General features: G+C 67.5%; 23 protein-coding genes, 1 tRNA gene and 4 pseudogenes. 15 read left to right on the plus strand and 13 right to left on the minus strand.

Features of this window, described 5'->3' with window-relative positions; genetic code table 11:
• Positions 1-2: 2 nt before the first annotated feature.
• A tRNA-Ser gene (locus CG740_RS33065) sits at positions 3-75 on the minus strand.
• A 736-nt stretch (positions 76-811) separates the two neighbouring features.
• Here CG740_RS33065 and CG740_RS41200 point away from each other — a divergent pair.
• Both CG740_RS41200 and CG740_RS33070 read left to right on the plus strand, forming a co-directional pair.
• Positions 812-1,081: a TetR/AcrR family transcriptional regulator C-terminal ligand-binding domain-containing protein gene (locus CG740_RS41200; protein ID WP_234376627.1), complete on the plus strand. Its 270-nt coding sequence runs from the start codon at positions 812-814 to the stop codon at positions 1,079-1,081.
• Positions 1,078-1,449, plus strand: coding sequence for a hypothetical protein (locus tag CG740_RS33070; protein WP_100579002.1), 372 nt, complete (start codon positions 1,078-1,080; stop codon positions 1,447-1,449). Before CG740_RS41200 ends, CG740_RS33070 begins: the two co-directional genes overlap by 4 nt.
• 382 nt (positions 1,450-1,831) lie before the next feature.
• Here CG740_RS33070 and CG740_RS33075 read toward each other — a convergent pair whose 3' ends face one another.
• Complete coding sequence (locus tag CG740_RS33075) at positions 1,832-2,467, minus strand: TetR/AcrR family transcriptional regulator (protein ID WP_100579003.1); 636 nt, start codon at positions 2,465-2,467, stop codon at positions 1,832-1,834.
• Between the two features lie 147 nt (positions 2,468-2,614).
• Here CG740_RS33075 and CG740_RS33080 point away from each other — a divergent pair, with 147 nt between their 5' ends.
• Complete coding sequence (locus CG740_RS33080; protein WP_100579062.1) at positions 2,615-3,373, plus strand: SDR family NAD(P)-dependent oxidoreductase; 759 nt, start codon at positions 2,615-2,617, stop codon at positions 3,371-3,373.
• A gap of 57 nt (positions 3,374-3,430) precedes the next feature.
• On the plus strand, positions 3,431-3,835 hold the full coding sequence (locus CG740_RS33085; RefSeq protein WP_100579004.1) for a hypothetical protein: 405 nt from the start codon (positions 3,431-3,433) through the stop codon (positions 3,833-3,835).
• Between the two features lie 22 nt (positions 3,836-3,857).
• On the opposite strand, the pseudogene CG740_RS33090 reads toward CG740_RS33085, so the two are convergent.
• Together CG740_RS33090 and CG740_RS33095 are read right to left on the minus strand one after the other, a co-directional pair.
• Positions 3,858-4,711, minus strand: a pseudogene (locus tag CG740_RS33090) (IS5 family transposase).
• Positions 4,712-4,900: 189 nt separating this feature from the next.
• Entirely contained in the window at positions 4,901-5,503 is a 603-nt protein-coding gene (locus CG740_RS33095; protein WP_100579005.1) for an SMI1/KNR4 family protein, read from the minus strand.
• A gap of 941 nt (positions 5,504-6,444) precedes the next feature.
• Here CG740_RS33095 and CG740_RS33105 point away from each other — a divergent pair.
• Positions 6,445-7,212, plus strand: a complete 768-nt coding sequence (locus CG740_RS33105) for a transposase (RefSeq protein WP_100579063.1) — start codon at positions 6,445-6,447, stop codon at positions 7,210-7,212.
• A gap of 114 nt (positions 7,213-7,326) precedes the next feature.
• Positions 7,327-7,884: a hypothetical protein gene (locus CG740_RS39930; protein ID WP_159030456.1), complete on the plus strand. Its 558-nt coding sequence runs from the start codon at positions 7,327-7,329 to the stop codon at positions 7,882-7,884.
• 278 nt (positions 7,885-8,162) lie between these two features.
• Here CG740_RS39930 and CG740_RS33110 read toward each other — a convergent pair whose 3' ends face one another.
• Positions 8,163-8,765 (minus strand): hypothetical protein, encoded by a 603-nt coding sequence (locus CG740_RS33110; protein ID WP_234376617.1) that lies wholly within the window; start codon positions 8,763-8,765, stop codon positions 8,163-8,165.
• 9 nt (positions 8,766-8,774) lie between these two features.
• Here CG740_RS33110 and CG740_RS41980 point away from each other — a divergent pair.
• A pseudogene (locus CG740_RS41980) lies at positions 8,775-8,887 on the plus strand (IS5/IS1182 family transposase); the annotation flags it as partial.
• A 70-nt stretch (positions 8,888-8,957) separates the two neighbouring features.
• Here CG740_RS41980 and CG740_RS33115 read toward each other — a convergent pair.
• Complete coding sequence (locus CG740_RS33115; protein ID WP_234376618.1) at positions 8,958-9,806, minus strand: hypothetical protein; 849 nt, start codon at positions 9,804-9,806, stop codon at positions 8,958-8,960.
• A 176-nt stretch (positions 9,807-9,982) separates the two neighbouring features.
• On the opposite strand from CG740_RS33115, the pseudogene CG740_RS40485 reads away from it, so the two are divergent.
• Positions 9,983-10,153: pseudogene (locus CG740_RS40485) on the plus strand (transposase); the annotation flags it as partial.
• 31 nt (positions 10,154-10,184) lie between these two features.
• Here the strand turns inward: CG740_RS40485 and CG740_RS33125 are convergent.
• The 4 genes and pseudogenes from CG740_RS33125 to CG740_RS33140 form a co-directional block, all read right to left on the minus strand.
• Positions 10,185-10,544: a hypothetical protein gene (locus CG740_RS33125; protein WP_159030457.1), complete on the minus strand. Its 360-nt coding sequence runs from the start codon at positions 10,542-10,544 to the stop codon at positions 10,185-10,187.
• A 217-nt stretch (positions 10,545-10,761) separates the two neighbouring features.
• Positions 10,762-11,331 (minus strand): annotated as a pseudogene (locus CG740_RS33130) (transposase); the annotation flags it as partial.
• Positions 11,292-12,109, minus strand: a protein-coding gene (locus CG740_RS33135) for an IS5 family transposase (protein WP_234376628.1) whose coding sequence is annotated in 2 segments (ribosomal slippage) — positions 11,292-11,779 and positions 11,779-12,109 — 819 coding nt in all. Because the reading frame shifts where the segments join, the coding sequence is not laid out codon by codon here. The pseudogene CG740_RS33130 and the gene CG740_RS33135, both read right to left, overlap by 40 nt.
• 384 nt (positions 12,110-12,493) lie before the next feature.
• Positions 12,494-13,222, minus strand: coding sequence for a TetR/AcrR family transcriptional regulator (locus tag CG740_RS33140; protein ID WP_100579009.1), 729 nt, complete (start codon positions 13,220-13,222; stop codon positions 12,494-12,496).
• Positions 13,223-13,463: 241 nt separating this feature from the next.
• Here CG740_RS33140 and CG740_RS33145 point away from each other — a divergent pair, with 241 nt between their 5' ends.
• Positions 13,464-14,051 (plus strand): flavodoxin family protein, encoded by a 588-nt coding sequence (locus CG740_RS33145; protein WP_100579010.1) that lies wholly within the window; start codon positions 13,464-13,466, stop codon positions 14,049-14,051.
• A gap of 850 nt (positions 14,052-14,901) precedes the next feature.
• On the opposite strand, the gene CG740_RS33155 is transcribed toward CG740_RS33145, so the two are convergent.
• The gene (locus CG740_RS33155; RefSeq protein ID WP_100579011.1) at positions 14,902-15,642 is read right to left on the minus strand and encodes a nitroreductase; all 741 of its coding nucleotides are present in this window, start codon (positions 15,640-15,642) and stop codon (positions 14,902-14,904) included.
• Positions 15,643-15,743: 101 nt separating this feature from the next.
• On the opposite strand from CG740_RS33155, the gene CG740_RS33160 reads away from it, so the two are divergent.
• Both CG740_RS33160 and CG740_RS39935 read left to right on the plus strand, forming a co-directional pair.
• Positions 15,744-16,337: a TetR/AcrR family transcriptional regulator gene (locus CG740_RS33160; RefSeq protein ID WP_100579012.1), complete on the plus strand. Its 594-nt coding sequence runs from the start codon at positions 15,744-15,746 to the stop codon at positions 16,335-16,337.
• A gap of 124 nt (positions 16,338-16,461) precedes the next feature.
• The gene (locus tag CG740_RS39935) at positions 16,462-16,626 is read left to right on the plus strand and encodes a hypothetical protein (protein WP_159030458.1); all 165 of its coding nucleotides are present in this window, start codon (positions 16,462-16,464) and stop codon (positions 16,624-16,626) included.
• 676 nt (positions 16,627-17,302) lie between these two features.
• Here the strand turns inward: CG740_RS39935 and CG740_RS33165 are convergent.
• Positions 17,303-18,883 (minus strand): FAD-dependent oxidoreductase, encoded by a 1,581-nt coding sequence (locus CG740_RS33165; RefSeq protein ID WP_100579013.1) that lies wholly within the window; start codon positions 18,881-18,883, stop codon positions 17,303-17,305.
• Between the two features lie 184 nt (positions 18,884-19,067).
• On the minus strand, positions 19,068-20,255 hold the full coding sequence (locus CG740_RS33170; protein WP_100579014.1) for a lycopene cyclase family protein: 1,188 nt from the start codon (positions 20,253-20,255) through the stop codon (positions 19,068-19,070).
• A gap of 225 nt (positions 20,256-20,480) precedes the next feature.
• On the opposite strand from CG740_RS33170, the gene CG740_RS33175 reads away from it, so the two are divergent.
• The 4 genes from CG740_RS33175 to CG740_RS33190 are packed head-to-tail and all read left to right on the plus strand — an operon-like array spanning position 20,481 to position 25,322.
• On the plus strand, positions 20,481-21,761 hold the full coding sequence (locus tag CG740_RS33175) for a polyprenyl synthetase family protein (protein ID WP_100579015.1): 1,281 nt from the start codon (positions 20,481-20,483) through the stop codon (positions 21,759-21,761).
• The gene (locus tag CG740_RS33180) at positions 21,758-23,293 is read left to right on the plus strand and encodes a phytoene desaturase (protein ID WP_100579016.1); all 1,536 of its coding nucleotides are present in this window, start codon (positions 21,758-21,760) and stop codon (positions 23,291-23,293) included. The genes CG740_RS33175 and CG740_RS33180 overlap by 4 nt, the downstream gene beginning before the upstream one ends.
• Entirely contained in the window at positions 23,290-24,318 is a 1,029-nt protein-coding gene (locus tag CG740_RS33185) for a phytoene/squalene synthase family protein (RefSeq protein ID WP_100579017.1), read from the plus strand. The genes CG740_RS33180 and CG740_RS33185 overlap by 4 nt, the downstream gene beginning before the upstream one ends.
• Entirely contained in the window at positions 24,318-25,322 is a 1,005-nt protein-coding gene (locus CG740_RS33190; RefSeq protein WP_100579018.1) for a DUF5914 domain-containing protein, read from the plus strand. Before CG740_RS33185 ends, CG740_RS33190 begins: the two co-directional genes overlap by 1 nt.
• Positions 25,323-25,376: the final 54 nt, after the last annotated feature.

A 25,376-nucleotide genomic window follows, 5' to 3' on the forward strand; every position in this document is an offset into this window, starting at 1 on the left:
AGCCGACGTGGCAGGTTCCGCCCCTGCGCCCTCCGGGTCTCAAGCCCGGTGCTCTGGCTACTGAGCTACACGTCGTGATGCCCCACAACCTAGCCGCCGTCACGGACGCGGGCAACGCGGTTTCCCACACACCGGGCGTCGCCCCTCCGCGGCCGCGGGCACCGGACCCACCTCCTGAACTACGCTTCAGCGAGCTGATCTTGGGGACGTCGACAGGCCACGGGTGGTCGTGTGCGGTCGAAGCTGAGAGGTGTCCAAGGTCCTGCGCCGTCGAAGCTGCGGGGGATCCCTTATTCCCCACATTCTCCACGCGGTTCTACGATCATTGGCGACGCCTGCTCTGTTTCTGCCAGGGGCCGACGAGGGGTTGCCCTGCTAGTCCACGAAGGGCTGGGATACCAACCCCTTCAACCGCGACGAGGCCAACCCGGTCTTCCACGTGTTTCCTTTCAACCGTCGGGGAGGTCGAAGCCCGAGGGGCCGGAGGTCGACCGCGGCGTGAGTATCCTCGAGAACGCTGATCAGGTCGTTCCGTCTCGGTGCATGTCCGGCGCCTGGCCGTGGCTTTGGCGGCGCTCGGACTCATACTGATCAATCGCCGCGTCCCGTTGTCACGTACTGCTCCCGCAGGCCAAGGGACGATCCAGGCTGGACGCACCGTTGCGTAGCGTCTGAAGGCTCTGGCCTACTCTGGCCCGGGAGGCAGGCATGGAACGAGGATGTACGGCTGCCGCGATGGCCGCGGTCGGGCCGGATCCGGTGGTACGCCACTACGGCGTCAGGCTCGGCCGCAGCGCACAGGTCCTGCACGATCCCCGCGTTCGCCGCCGCCCTCCGGTCCAGCTACTTCACCGAGCAGCGCCGACGCGAGCGACTCCCGTTGGAACGTCCGCTGGAACGCGGCCAGTTCGTCCTCGGAGCTCACATGGCGCCGGAGGTCGACGAACCCATGGGACCGGACTATCGCCATGTCCTGGTGACGGCGGAGCCCGTCGACCAGGATTTCACCGACCGCCTCGTCGAGGCGTTCCTGCACCGCCGCTCGGACGCAGCGGACGCAGGGGAGATGGAGAGCAGATGACTCTGAAGGCAGGCCAGCGAGTGGTGCTGGCAGCGGACACCCGGCTGACCGATTCGGACGAGGTGTCGGGGGTCGTCGTCGGGTTCCTTTCCTTGGCGGCGGGCACCGGCGGAACCGTCGAGCACGTGGTCGGCCATCAGGACGAGAGCGACGACGTACGGGAGTACGAGAGGCTCAAGTCGCTGCTCGATGCCTTCGGGCGCGAGATGCCCATGGAGAGCAGGAGGCAGCTCGAAGAGAAGGTCGACTCTCTCGAATCCGCGTGGAAGGCCTTCCAGGAACAGGCACCTCGCGTGAGTGTGCGGGTGCGCTTCGACAACGGATTCATCCTGGACGGAGCTGACGAGGGCGTCTTCGTCCCTGCCTGAGGGATCGCTGCCCGAGGGAGCGTCCCCGGTTGGACCGGTGGCCAGTGGCCAGTGGCCGGTGGCAGCGCTCGCGCCGATGGGCCCACAGTTTGACTGCCGCCGGTGTCCGGGGGTGTTCAGGTGCGGGGGAGCGCAGGTGTCCAGCGTCGGGGGAACTCCGCGCGCCCGAGGTGCTCGCCCGCCCGGCGCCGCGTGGAATGCATCGTGGACATCCCCGAACTTCAGAACCTGCTCGCCGCGTGGGGCATGGGGCATGGGGCATGAGGGCGTGAACGCGACCTACCACTTCCTCTTCGGGGACCCCGGCCGAGCGAAACCTGGGGCCTTGGCGGCTTCGCCTGAGTTCCCTCACCTCCCCCGGCGAACTCGTCCACCTCTTGGATCAGGCTGGTCGATCGGAGGCGTATCGAGCGAGCGTGGTCTCCACTGCCTGCTCGACGGCGTAGCGGATGTCAGAGGCTGAGGGGTTCCAGTCGGTCAGCAGCATGCGGGGCCACAGGACGTAGTTGGCGATCATTCCGAGGAACTGGTTGGCGGCGCTCTCGGCGTCCGGAACGTCGGCGTTGCCGGCCTCGTGCTCCGACTCCAGGTAGTGCTGGACCGAGGTGAAGTAGGGCAGCTTGCCCAGCTGGAACTGCATCTGCCCCAGTTCGGGGAAGCGGGGCAGCTCGGCGATGACGATGCGGAACAGGGCTGTCATTTCGGGCCGGCCGATCAGGTCGGCGTAGCGGTGGCCGATGGACGTCAGGCCGGAACGGAGGTCGCCGGCCTGAGGGCGCGCGACGGCGCCCGCGGCGTCACGCTGCCAGGACTCGGTGACGATGGCCTCGAAGAGAGCTGCCTTGGTGGGGAACTGCTTGAACAGGGTGGACTTCGAGACGGCCGCCCCTTCGGCAATGCGCGCAAGGGAAGTGCCGTCGTAGCCGCGCTTCAGGAAGAGGTCCGTGGCTGCGGAGATGATCGCCTCACGTTTCTGCTGGGCGAGACGGCGGTGGTGTGCGGAGAGCTCTGCTGCCATGGGTGCAGTATGCCGCAGTTCCGAGGCGAGTCACTTGACTCGCCTCTTTTGGTATGCCTACGCTGCAGGAGAAAGGCGAGTCGACCGACTCGCCTTTGATGGCGGTGCCTGATGCCTCTCTGGTGCCGTGCGATGAGGGAGCAGCTGATGACAGCCGACAGGATCGCTTTGGTGACCGGTGCGAACCGTGGTCTGGGTAGGAGTACAGCGCTTGCTCTGGCTGCGCGCGGGGTGCGGGTCGTGGTGACTCATCGTGGTGACGTGGCTGGGGTCGAGGAGACTGTGCGGCACGTGCACGCCGCGGGCGGGACTGCTGCTGGGGTGCGTCTCGATATCAGCGACATCTCCTCTTTCGGAGCCTTCACCTCCGAGGTGAGCGCACTGCTTGAGCGCTGGGGGGCCTCGCGGCTCGACATCGTGGTCAACAATGCGGGCGTTGGCGTTTTCGGTCCGCTGGAGGCGGTCACGGCCGAAGACTTCGACACGGTGTTCGGCACGAACGTGCGGGGCACGTTCTTCCTCATCCAGTCGGTTGTGCCGCTGCTGGCGCAGGGCGCCCGGGTCATCAACGTCTCGTCGTCGTTGACTCGCCACACCAGTCCCGCGACGTCGGTCTACTCCGCTTCGAAGGCCGCCGTCGAGGCTCTGAGCCGCACTCTGGCCGCAGAGCTTGGCCCCCGCGGTATTCGGGTCAACTCCGTTGCCCCGGGGCCGACCGCCACCGACTTCAACGGCGGGGCCATGCGGGATGACGTCGGTATGCGCCAGGGGCTGGCCGACCAGACCGCGCTCGGCCGTGTCGGCGAACCCGAGGAGATCGGCGACGCCATAGCCAGCCTGGCGGAGGAGGACCTGCGCTGGATGACGGGCCAGCGCGTCGAGGTCTCCGGCGGCTTTCTCCTCTGAGACCGCGTTTGAGATCTGGGTCGGTGGCCTCTCGGAGGGTGCCCTAGGCTCGGTCAGGTGATCTTCGACAGCTTTCGCTTCGTCGGCGACTTCAGGGAGCTGGAGTACGGCAGTCCGGACGGGCCGTCGATCCGGGCTGCTGTGCGGACGGCTGCGTCTGAGTATGAAGGCGATCTGGTTCGGTACTTGCGCGCCGGCACGACCTTGGTCGCCACGCCTTCGGCTGTGCCTGATGTGCTGAGCGAGAGTGCTGCCTTCATAGGAGGGCTGCACCTGTTCACGGACGGACAGTGGCTGTGGTACTCCGACTTGGCCCATTACGTGGGGCTCTACCACGTGGCGCTCGACCCAGCGTTCGTCGAGCACGCGCGCAGCAACAACTGGACCGTTCCGCAGGTCAGCGACGAGCGCGTCGAAGAGATGGTGACGTGGCTCATCGGAGACGAGAACGAGCTGGGTTGATGTGGCTACCCACGCCTCACTGTCAGGCCGAGGTTCGGGTCGGCGGGCGCCGACCCGCTCGGGAAACCGGCCCCACCCTGGTCAGGCGGCGGACCATGATGCCGATCATCGCCCACCGGATCATCGTCTCGAAATGGGCGGGGCTGGTCTCGTAGTCGCGGGCCAGGCGCCGGTGGGCGGTCAGCCACGAGAAGGTACGTTCTACCGCCCACCGCTTCGGCTGGACTTGGAAGCCCCGTTGGCCGGGGTCCTTGCGGACGACCTCCAGCTCGCGGCCATGCACGGTAGTGGTCCAGTCGACAAGGCGGCCGGTGAAGCCCTGATCTGCCCAGATCTTCTTGACACTCGGGGGGCGAGACGGGTCCACAGCAGTGGTCGGCGGGCGCCGTCGCGGTCCTGGACACTGGCCGCGACGACGTATACGGCCAGGAGCAGGCCGAGGGTGTCGGTGACGTTGGACCTCTTGCGGCCCCTGACCTTTTTGCCCGCGTCGAATCCCCTGGTCACGGCGGGGACGGTGCCGGCCGTGCGGACGGACTGCGAGTCGATCAGACCCGCGCTCGGCTCCGCGTTGCGGCCGTCAGCCTCACGAACCCTGCCGCGCACGGCGTCATGGATGCGCTCGACGGTGCCGTCGTCGTGCCACCACGTGAAGTACCAGTAGACCGTCGGCCACGGCGCGAAGTCCTTCGGCAGTTGCCGTCAAGCACGGCCAGTCCGCACGACATAGAAGATCGCGTCCGCGATCCGCCGCCGCGGATGCTTCTCCCGCCTACCGCCCTTGGGCCCCACCCGCGCGGGTGGCAGCAATGGTTCCACCAACGCCCACTGCTCGTCCGTCAAGTCTGACGGATACCCACCCCCAGCACCGCTCACGAGATGCTCAACGACCACACCAGCAACGAGTCGCTCCAGATCTCAAACGCGGTCTGAGTGACCTGACGGGACTGTCCCGGGCCGCGGCGGATTCATTCCGCACCGGTTGCGTCCTCGTTCAATGAGCGGCTGCCCGCTGGAATCAAGCATCCAGCGGGCAGCTGCTCTATGCGTTTCAACTGTCAAGTCCTACCCCAAGTGGACGCGCCACTCAAGCATCCGTCCCTCATGCAGAGAAGGAGCTCGGGGTATGGCGGTCACCGGAGTCTGGTTCTCCAGTGCGATACACAGATCCGCCAACATGAGGTCCAGGCGCGGCCACAGCATGCGGTATTCGGGATCCCCGAACGACATCTCTCCGATTTCTCCAGCAAATTGATATCGGTGGTCCATGAAGAGCAGGTCACCCGATACGTTCTGGGCCAGCGGCACCCATCGGCTGTCGGCGATGCGGCCTTCGACCAGCTCCTCCTCGCCCTCGTTGCGCGCATCCTCCACCATCGACACGAGGTCGCGATGGGCTTCCTGTATTCCGTCGACATCCAGAACGCTGTAGCCGAGGAGGAAAGCCCCGGGTTCCGTGCTCGCTCGCCGCATTTTTACACCGTTGTGCAATCGGAGGAGTTCCACCATGTCTTGGTGTAGAGGGAAGCCAAGACCGTCTTCCAAGTGCTTGACGTCATCCTTCGAGGCCCCCAATCGCAACGATGCATGGTCTTCGGGGGCGTGCTCGGCCAGCCAGGTCTCGAAGCGATGCCACAGGTGCGTGAGGCCAGACATTTCAGTTCCCATGCCAACTTCTATAGCATGACAGCCTTTTCGACAGTCAGGTGCTACCCCACTGTTGGCATGTAGGGGAGTGGCACCCATCAAACGCCTACAAGCCGGGCTGCCAAGCCGGGCTGCCGTGCCAGGTCCAGAGTGCCGACCTGTCCGTGATGCGGACCTTGGCGAGTGTCCCCCCCTGGTCCGGGTGAAGGCGAGCAGAAAGGCTGGGCGAGCAGAAGGGCTATCGGACGCGCCACGTCCTGGCTCGCCTGCTGCCGACGACTCCACCGCCGCTCCGAACGCAAGGTCGAGCGCTTCCTGGCTCCGCCTAAGGGTTGTCCCGCAACTGCCCTGCTGGCCTCCGGTCGCCGTGGCAGACGCCGGAAACCGGGTACAGCAGGCCATGGACGCCTGGCATCATGGCTCGCGTGATCATTTGTCGAAAGGCCGATGCCGCGTAGACGGCCGCGCGCACTGCGCGTTGAACAACCGGTCTCCCGTGTCTGGGGGCCGACCCCACCGTTCCGGATCCATAGGCTCTCCGCCCGGGCGAGCCATGCCGTGCAGCGGGCCGAGCACCTGAGCGGCAGCTTCTACATTCACCCCGGTGCCACCGACCGTGCGTTGCGGCGGTATCGCGAGTTCCTCCACCCACCGGGCAGACGTCCGTTGTACCCGCGGGAGTCGTTCTGCTCGTGCACCTGGTGCTCCTTCGACGACGTCAGACATGCACGCGACGTGCTGGAGGAAATCCTGGAGCGGCTGCCGGAACGAGCCCGTGCCGAGCTGGGCCGGCTCGTGAAGCCTATGGATGCGGTGTTCTTGCGCCGTACTCTGCCGGACCCGTTCGTGCACCGGCGCCAGTGGCGGACACAGTGCTGGTGGTACCGCCGCCTGGCCGACAGGTCGGAGTGGGGGTGACGGACCCCGTGGTCGCCCCGTGACAAGATGGGATGGTCACAGCCATGGGTGTTGTGATCACGGGGTCGGAGTCGTCCGGGATAGCCCCGTTCACCGGGCTGAGCTCGCACGGCTTCCGCAAGCTGATCACGGTCCTCCGCCGCGAAGGTGCCGACACCATGCGGCCGGGCCGGCCCTGGAGTCTTTCGCTGGAGGACCGGGTCCTGCTGGTCGCGGCCTACTGGCGGACCAACCTGACTCTGCGGCAGATCGCGCCGCTGTTCGGTGTGTCCAAGTCGGCGGCCGACCGAATCGTGGACCACATCGCCCCATTGCTCGCACTGAAGCAACGGAAGCGGTTCGCCAAGGACACGGTGCTGATCGTCGATGGCACCCTCGTCCCCACCCGGGACCACGTCATTGCCGCGAAGTCGAAGAACTACCGGTACTCCACAAACCACCAAGTCGTCGTCGACGCCGACACGCGCTTGGTCGTCGCAGTCGGCAAGCCCCTGCCCGGCAACCGCAACGACTGCAGGGCATGGACGGAGTCCGGCGCGAAGGACGCCGTCGGCAGGACGACCACGATCGCCGACGGCGGTTACCCGGGCACCGGCCTGGTCATCCCGCACCGCCGCCCCAAAGGCGGCGAACTCACCGACTGGCAGACCGAGCACAACCACGATCACAAGAAGGTTCGCGCCCGAGTCGAGCACGTCTATGCCCGCATGAAGAACTGGAAGATCCTCCGCGACTGCCGTCTCAAGGGCGACGGCGTCCACCACGCCATGCTGGGCATCGCCCACCTCCACAACCTCGTCCAAGCCGCGTAACGGACCCCATCGACGGCCAGTCGTTCTTGTCCTAACCCGCCCAAAGATCAGTTACGGGACAGCCCTTAGTCTGTGATTTTCTGACGGGAAGTAGAAGGCAGTGAGGAGCGACACTTGAAGGAAGTTTCCTACCAGAGTCGGCGGAACCGCGAGGTCGAGCTCTGCCCCAAACCGGGCCTGCCGACCTTGGTCGAGTTCCAGGCAAGGAATGCGTGGAACAGTGCGTTTTTCGTCGGTGGCATTGCAAGATCCGCTGGACGCGAGGATCGAGAACCTGCCTCCATCAGCACGTGGGGCCGCAAGCCCTACCGGTTTCTGCTTGAGCCGAGATTCACCCACGTATTCGTGACACGGCTCTCGGGCTCGAAGAGTGGCGGGGGGATCGCGCGTTGGCGCCTTCGCGCCATACCTGCCAGCGCCGCCCGAATCCTGTCTTCCGTAGAGGTCGGGCTGGCGACAGACGTGGTTCGCTGCACCACTGCGGCCCGCTCCGTCAGCTACGAATTATCTCCGAAGGCGGCCACCCAAGACATCAACATCTTGCACATCCCCGAAAATGGGAAGAAAGTGACCGAATTGATCGACCGGGCGATGATTCGAGGCACTTTTAAGATACCGGGACCTGGATATCTCCAAATCGAAACGCCTGGCCCATGGGAGATCAGACTGTAATCACGAAGCCAAACAAAGGATCCGCCCGCTCTTCGTCGCAGGCGGATCCCTTAAGAGCGTCGACTCATGGCTCGGGCACGCAGAGGACAGCATCTTGAACGTCGAATGCGAACTCGTATACGTCGCGCATTCTCTCAACGACAGCAAGCCCGAGGCGATGCTTCCCGGAGTCGGTCTGGCGATGGCCGGACGGCCGGCGCCCGGCTGGGCGCGAGTTGTACATGAGGTCGCTGGAAACCTGACCCGGTAGCCTCAGCCACTTTACCGGGCGCAAGTCATTACGCGCCCAACTCCTCAGGGTGCTGCTTCGCAGTCACTACAGCCGGCAAGCGTCCCTCAATCACTGCACGTCGCGGGAGAGACAGCCCGAAGTGCTCCTCAAGCGCCTTCATCGTTGCTCGGACGTCGTCAAAGTCCTCCGGCTGGTCAGACATCAGCGGATCGTCAACGAGTCCCGCCTCTTCGAATGCTGGCGCCAGGAACTCCATGCCTCCATCGGGTATCTCCCCGATGTTGAAGCGGTCCACGGTGACTCCGTCGCGGTAGTACCAGACCTCGGGCGGAGGTTGGTGGGCCTTCGGCGTCAGATGCAGCACCTCCACCCCGCCGGCGGACAGATGGGGCCTGCCCCACCAGCCGGCCGAGGGGGCGATCGGCTCCACCGCGAATGACCACCCACCGCACTCACCGAAGCGCGCCACGCGGGCGCACCCCTCGGAGCCGGTCATGCTGGCCGCCTCTGCTGACGTGATGTGGCCGAACGGCGTGCCTGAGGCGGCGCCGAGCCGAACGACCAGACCTTCGGGGTCGACACCGCGTGCGAGCGTCACATTCAGACTGTGCGAGAGCCACACGTCGGCCAGCCAACTGATTCCGTCCATGATCTCCCCCGCCTGATCAACAGGTTGAAGATTAACCGGGCCGTGGCGATGTGCTCGACAAGAAAGCCTTTGTCTTTCACGGGACGGTCACCGTCCCCGCGATCCAGCTGTGGCTCCGGTGATGATCCGCAGTGCAGTTCTTCGCGGTCCGGAGACTCCCGGGAACCATTGAGAGGTCGGTGATCGGGGAGGTCAGGGTTTCCAGGGGAGACGGAGGGCTTCGAGGCCGGGGTTGTTGAGGAGGGCCTCGATCAACGGGGTGGGGCCTGCGACCTTGGTGCCGTGGAGGTCGAAGTGAGTGAAGGTGACCCAAGTCCGGTCAGCTGGCCAGATATTGGAGGGGCTGTATGCCATAAGGTCGGGATGGTGGTAGAGGTTGTGGGCGTCGCCCAGGCGGCCGGTGAGCACCATGGGGACGTGGTAGTAGAACATGTTTCGGCAGAAGTGGACCAGGCAGCGAGTGTCAGGGCCGTCCGGGCTGTGCTCAATGAGTAGGTCGATCAGCTGGTGCCAGGTTTCCCGGTCGAGGCTGCCTTCGTTCGACCACAGGATGTTGTCCGGCCAGCTGTGGTCTTTGGAGCGCCATGAGCGCAGTTGGTATCGGTCGGGATAGGAGCCTTCCTCGACGATCGCGTCGCCGATGCGTTCGGCCAGCTCGGACCAGCGCACGCGCTGCCAGTCAGGCCCGGGACGCGTGGCCCAGTCCGTTTCATCGTCGCAGTCGTTGGCGCCTTCCGTGCCGATCGCAGCGTCCGTGACAGCTGGAGTGGCCGGGCGTCGCGGGTCCTCGTACATGGCGTGCAGGATCCAGGCACTGTCAGGGCGAGCCGGTGGCTCGAAGCCAAGAAGGCCGTCGTCACCGGACAGCGCGGCCAGCCAGCGCGTTTCGGTCTCGGCGGGAACGCGTGCCCAGGTGGCGAATGACGCAGCCTCCTCGGGCGTCAGGAACCGCGCAGCCCTCTCGGTCTTATCCGCCACGAGGACGCTCCGCAGTGCCGGAGGCACCTCAGCCGTGTCGGGAAGGCCGTAGATATCTTGCATACGGCCATCCTCCCAACCCGCAAGGGCCGCCCGGCGACGGTGTCGATGAGCCGGCAGATAGTGTCTGGCGGCGGCACCTACTGGTCGCGGACGTCAGGTGTCGAAGCCACCTATCGGACAGGCCCTAACCCTAAGACGCCATGTCGTTTGGTGTGATCTTGCGGCAGTTTGGTGTGGTGACGACTGGGCTTGTGCAGCGGATGGTGCCGGACGGCTTGTGGGAGTTGTTCGAACGCGTGGTGCCGTCGGCGCCGGAACGTCCTCGGGGCGGTGGGCGGCGTCGGCATGGGGATCGGGAGGTGCTGGCTGTTGCGGTCATCTTCGTGGCCACCTCTGGGTGCACCTGGATGGCGGGCTGGACGCGCCGGGCGGCTTCTGCTACTTGCGGTTGAGGGTTTGATCGTCCCCGTTATCAGGATCTCCCACGCTGCGTCGCATCTTCGGATGCGCCTTCGAGCCGCCGATTTCCCACGGGTTGCCGTCGCAGACGGTGGTCCAAACCTTCTGCGCTTCCTTGTCGTTGGGATACGCGCCCCACTCGCCGGTGCCGCCGCACTCCGACACCTTGTCGCCGTCGTTATTGAACTCGGCAAGGTTGGTTACGACGACGGTGCCGTCGTCCTTGAAGAGCACGGTCCCGGTATCGCCCTCGGTCCAGGTGCCTACGATGTCGGCCCGAGCCAATGTCTGTTGCTGCCATATGCACCCCGTGGCCAGTGTCAACACCGCGACCGCCAAGACCACTCCACGCAACCCCCCAGCGACTCGCCCTCGTTCATCACGCATGACTCCCCCTTGCGTACGTCAAAACCCTGGATGCTTCGCACACCAGATCGTCAAGCGCTCACGCTGCCACGAAAGATGAACATGTTCAACTCTGCTCGGCGCGCATTGGCAGCCCCACTCCACACCGAATTGAGCGGTGCACCTTGGCCACTCGCCATAAGAGGTCGTTTCATCCTGGTATGCAGCTTTGATGTGCTGGTGAGGGGTCGCGCCAGGAGATGGTGTTCTCGCCGGTGAGGCGGCGGGCCATGAGGTCGGTCATGGCGAGGTGGATCATGTCTTCGGAGCGATGCGGGTGGGTCTCGTAGTCGCGGGCCAAGCGGCGGTTCAGCATCAGCCAGCCGTAGGTTCGCTCGACCGCCCAGCGTTTGGGTATCGGCGTGAAGCCCCTGCTTCCGGGGTGGCGTTGGACGATTTCGAGATCGATGCCGAGAGTGGCGGCTCGCTCGATGAAGTGCTTTCGGTAGCCGCCGTCGACCCACACCTTTCGCAGGCCAGGATGGTCGGCAGCGGTCTGTTCGAGGAGGGTGGTGCCGGCCGTGGAGTCCTGGACGCTGGCCGTGGTGACCAGCACAGCCAGCAGGAGGCCAAGCGTGTCGGTGATGATGCCGCGTTTGCGGCCCACGATCTTCCTGCCCGCGTCGATGCCCTGGCTGGTGGCGGGGACGCTGGTGGAGGTCTTCACGCTCTGTGTGTCGATCACGCAGGCCGACGGGTACCTGTCGCGCCCTTGCTGCTGATGATGCGGCGGTAGCAGATCAGGGTGCTGGCGATGCCGACGAAGGCGAGGAAGTGCTCGGGCTTGCGTTCGTAGCGGCGGTGCAGGCGTCGGCATCCGTTCAGCCAGGACATGGTTCGCTCGACCACCCAGCGGTGCCGGCCCAGCCGATCGGAGGCTTCGATTCCGCGCCGCGCGATGCGGGGCACGATCTGTCGTCGTCGCAGCCAGTTGCGCAGGTGGTCGTGGTCGTAGCCCTTGTCGCCGTGGAGCTTGGCGGAGCGGCGGCGACGGGGGCCGAAGCGGGAGCGGATCGGTGGTATCCCTCGCATCAGCGGGATCAGGGCCTGGCTGTCGTGGTCATTGGCGGCCGAGATGCCTATCGAGATGGGCAGGCCGTTGCGGTCGACGATCAGATGGATTTTCGATCCTGGCTTGCCACGATCGGTCGGACTCGGTCCCGTCAACGGCCCCCTTTGAGGGCCCTGATGCTCACGGAATCGATCGCGCACCTCGACCAGTCCAACTCGCCGCGGGCACCGAGTTCATCCAGGACCAGGCGGTGCAGCTTGGCCCACACCCGGGTCTGCGACCACTCCGTGAAGCGCCGGGACGCCGTCACTCCGGAGGGGCCGAAGTCGGGCGGGAGCTGGTTCCAGGTGCACCCAGAGGTGGCCACGAAGATGATCGCAGCCAGCACCTCCCGATCCCCGTGCCGACGCCGGCCACCGCCCTGAGGACGTTCCGGCGCCGACGGCACCACGCGTTCGAACAACTCCCACAAGCCGGCCGGCACCATCCGCTGCACAAGCCCAGTCGTCACCACACCAAACTGCCGCAAGATCACACCAAACGAAATGGCGTCTAAGCCACTTCAGGGCTATCCGCAGCTTGCCAACACGAAGTCTGCACAGTTCCAACCACGCCTGGGAGCGCGGGACTTGATGCAACGCGATGCTTGCGTGGGCGACGTCGGCATCCCGGGCGCGCGCTGTGCGGCCGGGACCGGCACCCCGGTGCCCACACATTGCCCGCTGTTCACGGGCCGTACGAGATCTGAAGAGCGGTCGACGAACCTTGCCGTCTGCCGTCTTGCCGATCAGCATTCTGGATGGTGGTGGTTCGATGACGACGAGTGCGAGTACGAGTGGTGGGGGGCGCCCCTATGGTGTTGCAAGTCGGTTCAGCCTGCCAGTTGCTGTAGCCATTCGCGGAGCAGCGCTGTCTCCGTGGCCCGCAGAGGTACCCCGCTACCAGCGTCCGGATGCCCGGTGGTGAGCGCGGTTTCCAGTGCGGCATCGAGGGTGAGTGCGCGTGCGGCCAGGTCGGACCCGGAGGGGGCGGGCGCGTCGGTGGTGACGGAGGCGATGACGGTGTCCCGCAGCCGGGCCGACGTGGCCAGGTCCTGTTGTGAGGGCTCTTCGCCGATCAGGGCCAGGGTGGCGCCTGTTGTCGCGGCGTGGATGACTCGGGTGGCCGGTGCCACCGGAATGCGAAGGCGCCCGGCCTCCGCGGCACGGCCCAGCAGTCTCACCAGCAGGGCGTGCGCTTCGTCCGCCGCCGGAGGGCGCCTTCCGGGCCGCACGGTGCCGTACATGAGCATGTAGAACGCGGGGTGGCGCAACCCGAAGTCGACGTGCAGGTCCCAGCCGCGGTAGAGGTCTGCCACCGGGTCGTCGGGGGTCCTGGCCAGTGCATCCTGTTTCTCGGACAGGTACATCTCGAAGCCGTAGGCCGCGAGCTCGGCCAGGAGTCCGTCCTTGTCCTCGAACATCCGGTAGAGCGCGGGGGCCGTGATGCCTGCGGCTGCGGCGACAGCGCGTGTGGAGACTGCTTCGCTGCCGCCCTCCTCCAACAGCTTGGCGGCCACCTGTAGTACCTGTCGTCGCGCGGCGCGTCGTTCCTCGCTCATGGAGCGACGATATCGCATCTTGCGTAACGGTGCCTTATCGGTGATACGTTCTGAACCGGAACGCTGATCAAGGCTTGGGATTGGCCGCGGTTCCGCAGGATCTGGCGTGCAACCTGCCCGCCCGAGCCTGCGGTATCCGAGCGGGGACCAGTACGGCCAGCAGCCGCAGCGGACGTTCCGCTTCCCTCGATACCTCACGAAGCCTCACGAACACGCCGTCATCGCGGCGGGGAGGAACACCATGTCCGACGTCTCGATCGTCATCGCGTCGCATTCCGGCTACGGCCACACCGCACAGATCGCCGCGGCCGTCGAAGATGGCGCGCGCTCCGTCGCGAGGACCGTCGTCCACCGCGTGGACGTCGCGTCTCTCGGTGACGCCGACTGGGAGCTGATGGACGCCGCGGACGCCATCATCTTCGGTACCCCCACCTACATGGGAACCGCCTCGGGAGCGTTCCACGCCTTCGCCGAAGCCACGAGCAAGCGGTGGAGCACCCGCGCCTGGAGCGACAAGCTCGCGGCGGGGTTCACCAACTCCGGCTCCATGAGCGGCGACAAGATGCACACCCTGCAATACCTCGCGCTCCTGGCGGCCCAACACGGAATGCTCTGGGTGAGCCTGGGACTCCTGCCTGGCTGGAACACCACGACATCCAGCCCCCAGGACGACAACCGCCTCGGCTTCTACCTGGGAGCCGGCGCTCAGAGTTTCAACGACACCCCTGCCGTCCACGACGCAGACCTGAACACCGCCCGGCACCTCGGCCGCCGCGTCGCCGAGCACACCCGTATCCACCGTGCCGGATTGACCGCGGCAGCGGCCTGAGGTCCGGCACTCATCGACTTCCGGTGCCGCCCCGCTCTGCCCCTGGCCCGTCACGGTGCCCGGCGCGCGAACTCGTCGCGATGGCCGTCCCCGCTACTCGGGCTTCGGGCCGTTCGTGGTCGTGCGCGCCTCACTGTCACAGCGTGATGGGCAAATGGTGTGGCGCGAGGGGGCCTGACGGTCCGGCAGTGGGCTCGACTGGAGCCGCTGCTGCCAGCAAAGTAGACGTCGGGGCGGCTACGGACTTGGGCGCGTCGGCGGTTGATCGACGGGATACGGTGGCTGACGCGGGCTGGCACGTTCTGGCGGGGCCTCCCCGAGCGGTACTGTCCCACGGGACCGGGGCCACGACCGGTTCCACCGCTGGCGGCGCGACGGCACATGGAAGCGGATCCTGGAACAACTGCACGTCCCAGCCGATGTATAGGGCCTGATCGCCGGGGGCCACTGTCACGACAGCCCGCAGTTCCAGCCCGTCCTCGAACGCATCCGAGTGCCTCGCACCGGCCCCGGACGCCCGCGCACCACGCCGGACAGGGGCAGTGTCGACAATGCCTACGGATCCCGCGCGAAACGCTCCTAGCTGCGCAGACGCAGGATCGGATGCGCCATCCCGGAGCAGGCCGACCAGGTACGCAAACGCAAGAAGCTCGGCTCCCGGAGTGGCCGGCCACCGGCCTTCGGCAAGGACGACTACAAGGAACGCCACACCGTGGAGTGCGTGATCCACCGGCTGAAACGGAACCGCGCTGTGGCCACGAGATACGACAAATTCGACGTCCGATACGAGGCGACCGTGCTGGTCGCAGCCCTCAACGAGTGGCTGTGACCAGCGCTTTCGGGACCGACTCTAGGTGTGGAATGTAGTGGTTGCTTCCAGGGCCGCCCGGCCGGTCGCGACCCGGTTTACCGGCGCGTACTCATCGGCGTAGCCGAAGGAGACACCCACGAGCAGCTTCCCCTCGTCCACTCCGAGTTGATCGCGGACGGTGTCGGCGTAGAAGCTGAGCAGGCCCTGCGGGCAACTGGCCACCCCGTAGCCGGTCATGGCGAGCAGCAGCGTCTGCAGGTAAGCGCCGGCGTCGGCGGCCAGTCGCGGCCCGCCGTCGCCGGTGACGAACAGGAACGCGGCATGGGGCGCACCGTAGAAGCCCAGGCTTTGCGCGTCGTAGGCCGCGCGAGCCGGGTGGTCGTCGGGGCCGATGCCCAGCGCTCCGTACAGACCGGCACCGAACGCGGCCCGGCGTTCCTGGTGGACGGGGGCGTACATGTCCTCGGAGTACGGGTAGTCGGCCGTGACGCGTCGCTCGGCGTGGGCCGTTCGCAGGGCGTCGGCCAGACGGTCTCGCCGTGCGCCACCGACCACCTCGACCCGCCACGGCTGCGCGTTGGAATTGGACGGCGCGGCGCCGGCCAGGGAGAAGACCTCGCGCAGAGTGTCTTCGGGTACCGGGTCGGGACGGAATGCGCGGGCCGCCCGGCGCCCGCGGATCAGCTGCTCGGCGTACTCCGACGTTCGCGCCCCGTCCGGCTGTGTCCCGCCGGTGGGCGCCTCGCTCGTGGGTGTCCGAGTGAAGACCGGTCCGCTCATGGAACTCTCCTCAGGATCGTCGAAGTAAACGCAATCGTTTACGTGGCATGCACTATAGCCAGCCCTCCCCTCCGAAGTAAACGAGAACGTATACTTACGTCATGACCACGATGACGACGGCGTCTCGACGGCCGGGGCGCGGAGGGCGGGAGCGCATCCTGGCCGCGGCGGCCGAACTGTTCACGGCCCAGGGGATCAACGCGACCGGCATGGAGCAGATCGCGGAGCGGGCGCCGGTGTCCAAGCGCACCCTCTACGCGCACTTCAGAACCAAAGACGAGCTGGTCCTCGCCCATCTCAAGGACCTCTCCTCAACGGGACGCACCCTGGAGGGCGTGCTGGCACGCGAGGACATCCCTGCCAAGGAGCGAATCCTCGCCCTGTTCGACCCGCCCCCGACCGGCACGGATCCGGTGCGCGGATGCCCGTTCATCGACGCCGCCGCGGAGTTCCCCGACCTCCAGAACGCGGTCCACGCCTACGCCCGCGAACAGAAACTGCTGATGGTGCGGCTGGTGACCGACCTGGTAGCGGAACTGGGCTGCCGCGAGCCCGCCACCCTCGCCGAGCAACTCGTGACCCTCGCGGACGGCGCCGCCAGCCGCGCCATGGTGCTGGGCGAGTTGAACTACGGCCGGCACGCACGGACAGCGGCGGAGACCCTCCTGGAAAACGCGCTGCCGACCACGATCTGACACCCCCCACCGGGTTGCTCGGTATGCCTAGCGCCCGATGCAGAGATCCCGCTGCTCGACCGAGAGGAAGGCGGGACCTTCACAACAGACCCCAGTTGCCCTTGAGGAGCGTGAGGAGGAGGTAGTGCGGCACCGAACACTCGGAGCCAGGGCGGAGGTTGCGGCGATCGGCCACGGCACGATGGGCCTGACGATGGCCTACGAACCCATCGAGGCGGAGGCCGACATCGCCGCACTCCGCTGCACCCATGGCTTGGGCGTCACTCTCTCCGACATCGCCGAGATGTAGGGCTGGGGCACTGGAGTCAACCGGATCCTGGTCGGCAGGGCGCTCAGGGATTTCCGTGACGACGTAGCCCTGGCCACGAAGTTCGGCGTCGGCATGTCCGTAGTTCCGGAGCAGATCGACGGCGTTCTCGACAGCTGGCCGGACAACATCCGCAAACTCCCCGACAACAGCCTGAGCTACCTCGTGGCTGCGCACCGAATTCCGCCGTCCTGGTCTCGTCGGCCGTCCCCAGGCTGTTCGATGTGCCGCTGGGGGCGGTGCTGTTCTGCTACACCATGGCCGGAGCCCCGCCGGCCGCTGCGGCGGGACTTGCAGAGCCTGCCACGCCAGGCTGGTCACCACGGACACCCGAGCGGTTGCCGCATGGGCGGTCGCGCTGCCGGATCCAGGGGCGGAGCAGTCGGAGTGTGCGCCGCTCCCTCCTCTACGAGTCCGCCCTGCACAGGCTTTGCCGCGGAGTTGGCCGGCCCGTTGCCCGGCCGAGCCGGCCGAGTGCTGCCATCCGGCGCTCTTGGTGGAAACGTCACTGGCATGACAGGAGTAGCGGCCATCTCGGCGGTGCCGGTGTGTGGGTACTGCCTTTCGGGATGCTGGAGGGAGTGGTTCCGCAGGGCTCGTCCCCGGAATGGATCCTGCCATGCTGTCCGGCACCGAACGGAGCCGGATGGTCCACGCGTTACCCGTCGGAGTCGGTATGCCGCCTGTGGTGCTCGGCCAACCGTCGCAGAAGACGGTTGCGACCGCGGACGGGGACGGTCCACAGCGTGTGTCCCAGTACCCGCCATCGATCGAGAAGGGCGTTGGCGGCGAGCATGCCACTGGTAGCGGCGCGCTCCATCAGGGCCACGGGAAGTCCGGTCCGTACGAGGTCGCCGGCCACCATGAGGTGGGGGTGGCTCGTGCGGACTGTGGGACGGTCGGTGTATCCGGCGACCGGGAACAGCGGGCAGTCCGCACGCCACTCGTGCCGTTCGTCGATGATCTGAGCGGTGCGGGTCTCCGGATAGACCCTGTGCAACTGCTCGATGAGGCGCTGCTGTTCGGCGGTCTTGTCGGCGTTCTCATCGACGGCGTAGGCGTGCAGTTCGATGACCGACCCTCCGGTGCGCCGTGACCATCGGACGGCTTCCTGCTCCCAGCGTTCCAGCACACTGACGTTGTCCAGGCTGCCGTAGCCGCTGGTGCCCAGAAAGCCCGGACGGTCGGACCTGACGGGGCGGTTCAGCCACAGTCGGGAGACGAGGAAGGGGGGAGCGGTCCTCAGGCGGGCGACGCGCTGGTGCCAAGAGGCGTCGGCGATGGCGGGACTGTTGGTGGCGAGCGACTGGAGGCCGTTGGTGTCGAGGGCCAGGACGCAGGCGTCGAACCTCTGCTCCCGGCCGTTCGCGGTGATGCGGAAGACGTCGTGGTGAGGGGCGATGTGCTCGACGGCGGCAGAGCAGTGAACGTCGACACCAAGTCGCTCCAGATAGGCGCCCAGGGGGTTCCACAGGGCGGTGGGGAACGGGTCGTTGGGAACGTCGAACAGCAGGCCTTCCGAGGAGCCGAGGAAGTAGATGTGGAACATCAACACCATCTCGGCTGCGGACAAGCTGCGTGGGTCGGCGAAGAAGCTGCGCGAGAACACCTCGAACGCCAGATGATGGGCGGCCTCGGGAAAGCGGATGGAGGCGAGGAAGTCGTGGGCGCTCGTCGCGTCCAGGCGGTCGTACACGTCCGGCACGCGAACGTCCATGAGCGGGAGAGCGGCGGCCGCGTTCATCCGGGGAAAGTCGCGGAGACGGAACGTGGGACTGCTGATCGCGAACCCCAGAGCGCTCCATGGGGGAGTGCGCGGGACCCGGCGGAAGCTGTCCTTGAGCCCGTCGGCATGCCAGAGGGGATAGTCGGGGAGGCGAGTGAGGCGCGTCTGGCGGGGGTCGGTACGTCGCAGAAGGGATCGCAGGTTGTAGTACTGGGGGAAGAAGGCGTGGAAGCCGCGGCTCATGGTGACGGTCGAACCGTCCTTGAGCGTTGTGGGCCATCCGGCGAGGCGGCCGCCCAGGACCGGGTCGCGTTCGAACAGCGTGACGTGGACGCCTCGTTCGGCCAGCGCTGTTGCTGCTGCGATACCGGCAATCCCACCTCCCACCACCGCCACCGCGGGAGGGTCCCCGACGACCTTCGGTGACCCCGGTCCGGCGGGGATGCAGTGCGCTCGGCGATCTCTGACATCCGGCGTTCCCTCAGAAGCAGGCCGCGCGGAAGCACGCCGCACGCATGCAGAGGCGTGCTTCACGCGTGCGCTCCCTCGCCCAGAAGCTGACCGGCCCGGTCAGCCGTGCCACAGATGGCCATATCGCCTGGCCCGCTGGGCGAGGCGTCTGGATGTGCCGTAGGGGGAGCGAGGCGCTTGGCGGTCTGCATCATTCTCCTGAGAACGGGACGCCGAAAACGGCGGATTACTGTTCGGGGTGGCGGCGCCTTCTGCGCGTCGGCAGTTCTACTGCGCTACGGAGCATCGGCCCAACAGGAGTGCGCAGGCCGATGGCGATGTCCTGGAGCAGAGTGGTGTCGCCGTCGAGGAACCGCAGCAGACGTGCCATGGGCATCCGGGAGAACAGGCGGGTGAAGAACTCGCTGCCGTCGAGGCGCCCGTGGGCCAAACCGTGCAGAAAGACCGCGTCCATCGCCTGCGACCGTCGTGAGTGAGGTGGTGGCGGTATGGGTTCGTGCCCCTGTGCGAGAGCCTGCGCGATTGCGGCTGTCTGCCGCTGGATGGTGGCGAAGGTGTATCCCGTGGACGGCCGGGTGGCTCCGCCCGCCGCTCCGATCCGGAACACGGAGGGGGCGCAGCGACGGACGAAGCGGGCATCGGTCATCGGGATGACACCGTGTTCGGATTCCTCGATGTCGAAGACGCGTACACCGAGGACCTCCTGGACGTAAGCCTGGAGTGCGCGACCGTATTCCTCCCGGTGCAGCACCTCCGCGGAGAACTGGGTGTATTCGACGAGTGCCGTGTGACGGCTGAGGGGCAGCACGTAGCAGAAGGCCAGCCCGCTCCGCGGCTGCGGAACGCGGAAATCCATCAGCTCCACGCGTTCGGGATCGAATGCGGGCCGTTCCGTGCGAACGAACCAGCCGTGGAAATGCTGGAGCAGCGTGGTGCGCGCTGCCGGCAGTCTCTTCAGTGGACGGGAGTCGAACACCCAGCGTGCTGAGAGAGCTTCCTGCTTGCCGTCCGAGGTGCGCACATGGACACGGGCGCCGTCCGCAGCACCTTCGACGGTCTCGACGGTGCCCTCGCGCCGGGTGAATCCGGGACGGTCCGTGAGACGCCGGGCGATGAGGCGCTCGAAGTCGTCGGAACGGATCATCTTGTACCGGAGCGGGTCGATGCAGTCGTCGAAGGCGGCTCCCTGCGGACTGTGCACGCGGAGCGTGGACCAGGCCCTGGTGACTGCCGCGTCGTACCGTCCGGTGCCTGCTTCCCAGAAGCACCAGGTGCGCTGCGGTGGGCGGAGCGGTCCGGGCGGAGCGTCGATCAATCGCACGGTGAGCGAGCGAGGACATGTCGCACCAAGACGATCGGCCAGGGACAGCCCTGCCGCGCCCGCGCCGATGATGGCCACCTCCACACGCTCCACCGCCGCCTCCCGAGTTCGCCGTCAGCCCCTGGAGACCCTTCCATCCGTGCGGGGTTCCTGGATGCGCGCCACGCGTGCCGGTTCGTGGCCGACGGGCGGCACCGGCGTCCAGGGATCTCGCACAAGCGGTGCCTACTCCGATTGACGCCCTGGCGCATCCGAACACGTCGAGGAGGGGGAAGGACTTCACGACATGCTCAGCCGATCCCACGCAGAGGAGCAGCCATGCGCCCCGACGAGGCAGCGCGTGCCACCACGGATCGCTCCACGCTCCGCCCGACGCGGCCGCACGCTGGGGGATCGACGGGCACCGAGGCGCTGCGGCCGGCCGACGAGCGGCTGAACACGCTGGTGCGGGAGATCGACCTCGATGTGCCCGGCTCCGTTCAGTGCCGGCTCGAAGGGCTTCTGGCAGAGCGGGTCAAGGAGGCGCACGGCGCCGACGAGACGTTCGGGCGGGACATCGCAGACCGAGTTGCCCGGTTCGCCCTGGGAGGTGGCCACCGGATCCGGCCGCAGTTCCTGTGGTGGGGCGTGCGGGCCGCGGGACTGCCCACGTTCGACGAAGTCGTCGCCGCCCTCCGCCTCGGATCGGCGCTCGAACTCATCCAGACCTGCGCCCTGATTCACGACGACGTGATGGACGCCGCCCCGTCTCGCCGCGGACACCCGGCGGTGCACGTAGACCTCGCTGGGCGATACGAGGCGGGGTCGGGCAGGGCAGCCACCCGTTTCGGTGAATCAGCCGCGATCCTCGCCGGCGACCTCGCACTGGCCTGGGCCGACGACGAACTCGCCGCGCTCGATCTGCCGGCGCCGCAGGCCAACGGTGTGCGCGCGGTGTGGGCCCAGATGCGCATGGAGATGGTGGCCGGCCAGTACCTGGACGTCCAGGGGGAGCTGACGCGGAACAGGTCCCTGGCGCGGAGCATCCGCGCGGCCTATCTGAAGACCGCCCTGTACACCGTGGAGCGGCCCCTCCAACTGGGAACCCTGATCGCGGGCGTGCGGGAAGAGGTGGCGCGCGCCCTGTGCGCCGGCGGCCGGAGCATCGGGCTTGCCTTCCAGCTGCGCAACGACCTCCTGGACGTCTTCGGGCGCCCCCGGGGCGAGACCAACCCCGTGGGGGCCGATGTGCGTTCAGGTAAACCCACGTACCTGATCGCCCTCACCCAGGCGCGGGCCGAGGCGGATGGTGACCACCGTGCGATGGCCATCCTGCGCGACAACGTCGGTCAGCCGGATCTCGACGACTCAGGGCTGAACGAGGTCCGCCAGGTCATCGAGCGCAGCGGGGCCAGTCGGCTCGTCCTCGAAAAGATCGGCCGGCTGCACGCGCAGAGCATGCGCCACCTGGCCAGTGTGGAGATCGACCCCGTGGCCCGGGACCGGCTGGTGCGGCTGATGGGTGTCGCCGCCGGGAAGGACGCCCCGGACATCGCGCGCGAACCCGCGCGGAGGGCCGGCCCGGCCCGGATCGGCGCGGACGAGGTGGCCTCCTCGTGAAGACCGTGCGGGGCCGGACGGACCATGTCGTCGTGGTGGGTGCGGGGCTTTCCGGACTGTCGGCCGCGCTGCACCTGCTCGGCAGCGGGCGCCGGGTGACCGTAGTGGAACGCGACGCACTTCCCGGCGGCCGGGCCGGGCGCCTCACGCGCGGCGGATACCGCATCGATACCGGCCCGACCGTGCTGACCATGCCGGAGCTGGCGGACGAAGCCTTCCACGCGGTCGGCGAAAGCCTCCATGACCGGGTCGAACTGATCCCCCTCCACCCCGCCTATCGGGCGGCTTTCGCCGACGGCACCGCACTCGATGTCCACACCGACGCCGACGCCATGACGCAAGCGGTCGAAAGCTTCGCGGGCCCCGACGCCGCAGCCGGATACCTGCGACTGCGCGACTGGCTGCACCGCCTCTACCGGGCACAGATGAAGCACTTCATCGACACCAATTTCGACTCGCCCCTCCAGCTCCTGACACCCGACCTCGCCCGGCTCGCGGCCCTTGGCGGTTTCGGCCGCCTGGACCCACAGATCGGCCGGTTCATCAAGGACGAGCGGCTGCGCAGGGTCTTCTCCTTCCAGTCGCTGTACGCCGGAGTGCCCCCCGCCCGTGCCCTCGCCGCCTACGCGGTCATCGCCTACATGGACACCATCGCCGGGGTCTATTTCCCCCGCGGGGGAATGCACGCCCTACCGCAGGCCATGGCCGACGCAGCCGAAGCGGCGGGTGCCGAGTTTCTGTACGGGCATGCTGTAACCCGGCTTGAGCGAAGCGGGCACCGCGTCACCGCCGCGATCACCGAAGACGCACGCATCCCCTGTGACGCCGTCGTTCTCACCGCCGACCTGCCCGCGGCCTACCGGCTGCTGGGCCGAACTCCACGCCGATCCGCCCCGCTGCGCCACGCTCCGTCCGCCGTGATCGTTCACGCGGGGACGGACCGCACCTGGCCCCAACTGGCCCACCACACCATCTCGTTCGGTGCTGCCTGGCATGAGACGTTCGACGACATCACTCACCGAGGCAGGCTGATGGCTGATCCGTCTCTCCTCATCACCCGGCCCACCGCCACGGACCCGTCGCTCGCCCCACCGGGCAAACACCTGCACTACATCCTGGCGCCCTGCCCCAACACCGACATCGGACCGAGCCCTGAGCAGTGGGCAGATCTCGGCCCCCAGTACCGAGCGGACATCCTCGACGCACTTGAGCGACGGGGTCTGGACGGTCTCGCCTCCTCCATCGAGGAGCAGTGCCTGGTCACACCCGCGGACTGGACCGCTCAGGGGCATGGGGCCGGCTCCCCGTTCTCGGCCGCCCACACCTTCGCCCAGACGGGCCCCTTCAGGCCGCGCAACCTGGTACGGGGAACAGACAATGTCGTGCTCGCGGGCTGCGGAACGACTCCCGGCGTCGGCGTGCCCACCGTGCTGCTGTCCGGAAAGCTCGCCGCAGCACGGATCACCGGCTGCCCACCCCGCACCCGCTCCGCGCAGTCGGCACGCGACTACACCAAGGGAGCGCTGTCTTGACCGCCCGAGAACTCGACGCCGCGGCCATCATGGACCCGGCCCTGCGCAAGGCGTACACCCACTGCCGGCAGCTCAACGCACACCACGGCAAGACCTACTTCCTCGCCACCCGGCTCCTCCCCGCCGACCGACGCAGCGCCGTCCACGCGCTGTACGGATTCGCCCGCTGGGCAGACGACATCGTCGACTCCGGTGATCCCAGCCGTTCCGTCACCGGCCGGGCAGCAGCCCTCCAGCGCCTCGCCGTTCAGTTGCGAACGGGTCTGCGCGAGGGCGAGAGCGACCAACCCGTCGTCCACGCGCTCGCGGACACCGCACGCCGCTACGCCATCGACCACCAGCACTTCACGGACTTCATGAAAGCGATGCACGACGACCTGTCCGTCACCGACTACGCCACCTACGCCGACCTGCGGCGCTACATGCACGGCTCGGCCGCCGTCATCGGGCTCCAAATGCTCCCCGTGCTGGGCACAGTGGTGCCCAGAGCCGAGGCCGCGCCGCACGCTGCCGCACTCGGTGTCGCCTTCCAGCTCACGAACTTCCTGCGGGACGTCGGCGAAGACCTGGACCGCGGCCGCGTCTACCTGCCGGCCGACCTCATGCAGGCCTATGGCGTCGACCGGCAGCGTCTGCGCTGGAGCCGCGACACCGGCCGGCGGGACGACCGCATCACCCGGGCACTGCGGGCGTTCGAAGCGATGACGCGTGGCATCTACCGGCAGGCCGCACCCGGCGTCGCCATGCTCGCGCCGGTGTCGCGCCCCTGCATCCGGACGGCGTTCGTCCTGTACGCCGGCATCCTCGACGCCATCGCCGCCGACGGCTACGCGGTGCTGCACCAGCGCGCCGTGGTTCCCCGACGGCGAAAAACCGTCGTGGCGCTGGACGGCCTCGTCCGCATCGTTCACGCCCGGACCCGCTACCGGTCGGCGAGCCACCGGCCACCGCTGGAGCACACCCCTCCGGACCGCGGCCTGTCCCCGGCCTCCGGTTTCCGTGCCGCGCGCAAAGGAGCGATGTGATGGCCCGGTCACCAGGACGCCCCTTCCCCCTCACCTTGCGGCGGCAGCCCGTGGCCTGGGAGCGCCAGCAGCCGACGTGGCGCGACGCCGGCCCCGCCGTCATCGCGTCCGCCCTCGAACGAGCTCGGAGCCGCCCCTCGGGCAACTGGTTCGTCGTCGGCGCCAGCAAGGACGTACGAGCCGCCACGCCGGTGGGCCGCACAGTGGCCGGGCGGGAACTTGTGCTGTGGCGCGATGAGAACGGCGACCTGGTCGCGGGCCCAGGAGCATGCCCGCACCTCGGCGCACCCCTGAAGGACAGCTCAGTGCGCTGCGGTGTGCTTGTCTGCCACTGGCACGGCATGAAGCTGAACCCCAAGGGTGTCGCGGGATGGCAGCCGTGGCCCGCCCATGACGACGGCGTACTCCTGTGGGTCCGACTGGATTCGGTCGGCGCGGAGCAGCCCCTCGACCGTCCCGCGATCCCGATGCGCCCCAGCCCGTCGCAGTCCGTGAGCGCCGTCTACACCGGTGTCGGCCGGTGCGAGCCGGCCGACATCGTGGCCAACCGGCTCGACCCCTGGCACGGCGCCTGGTTCCACCCCTACTCGTTCGTCGACCTCCAGGTCACCGCGGCCCCCGAGGCGAACTCCGGCCCGGACGACGACCAGTTCGTGGTCGACGTGTCCTTCCGCCTCACCACCCGACTCGTCGTACCCGTAAGGGCGGTCTTCACCGCGCCGGGACCGCGCACCGTCGTCATGCGCATCACCGACGGAGAAGGCCGGCACTCCGTGGTCGAAACGCACGCCACACCGCTGACCCCGCAGGGACACACCCGGCCCCGCACAGCCGTCGTCGAAGCGGTGATCGCCACGTCGCACCGACCCGGATTCACGATCGCCCGTCATGCCGCCCCGCTGTTGCGTCCGCTGATGCGTGCGGCTGCCGGCCGGCTCTGGGCCGACGACCTCGCCTATGCCGAGCGTCTATGGCAACTGCGCAGCCGACCACCGGTGCGCTGACGGGCCACCGGTCAACACATGGCCGCCATGTGGATCGTGCCGGGGGTGCGGTTT

The sequence above is a fragment of the Streptomyces sp. CB01201 genome (genome assembly GCF_002803085.1).
In the GTDB taxonomy this organism is placed as follows: domain Bacteria; phylum Actinomycetota; class Actinomycetes; order Streptomycetales; family Streptomycetaceae; genus Streptomyces; species Streptomyces hundungensis.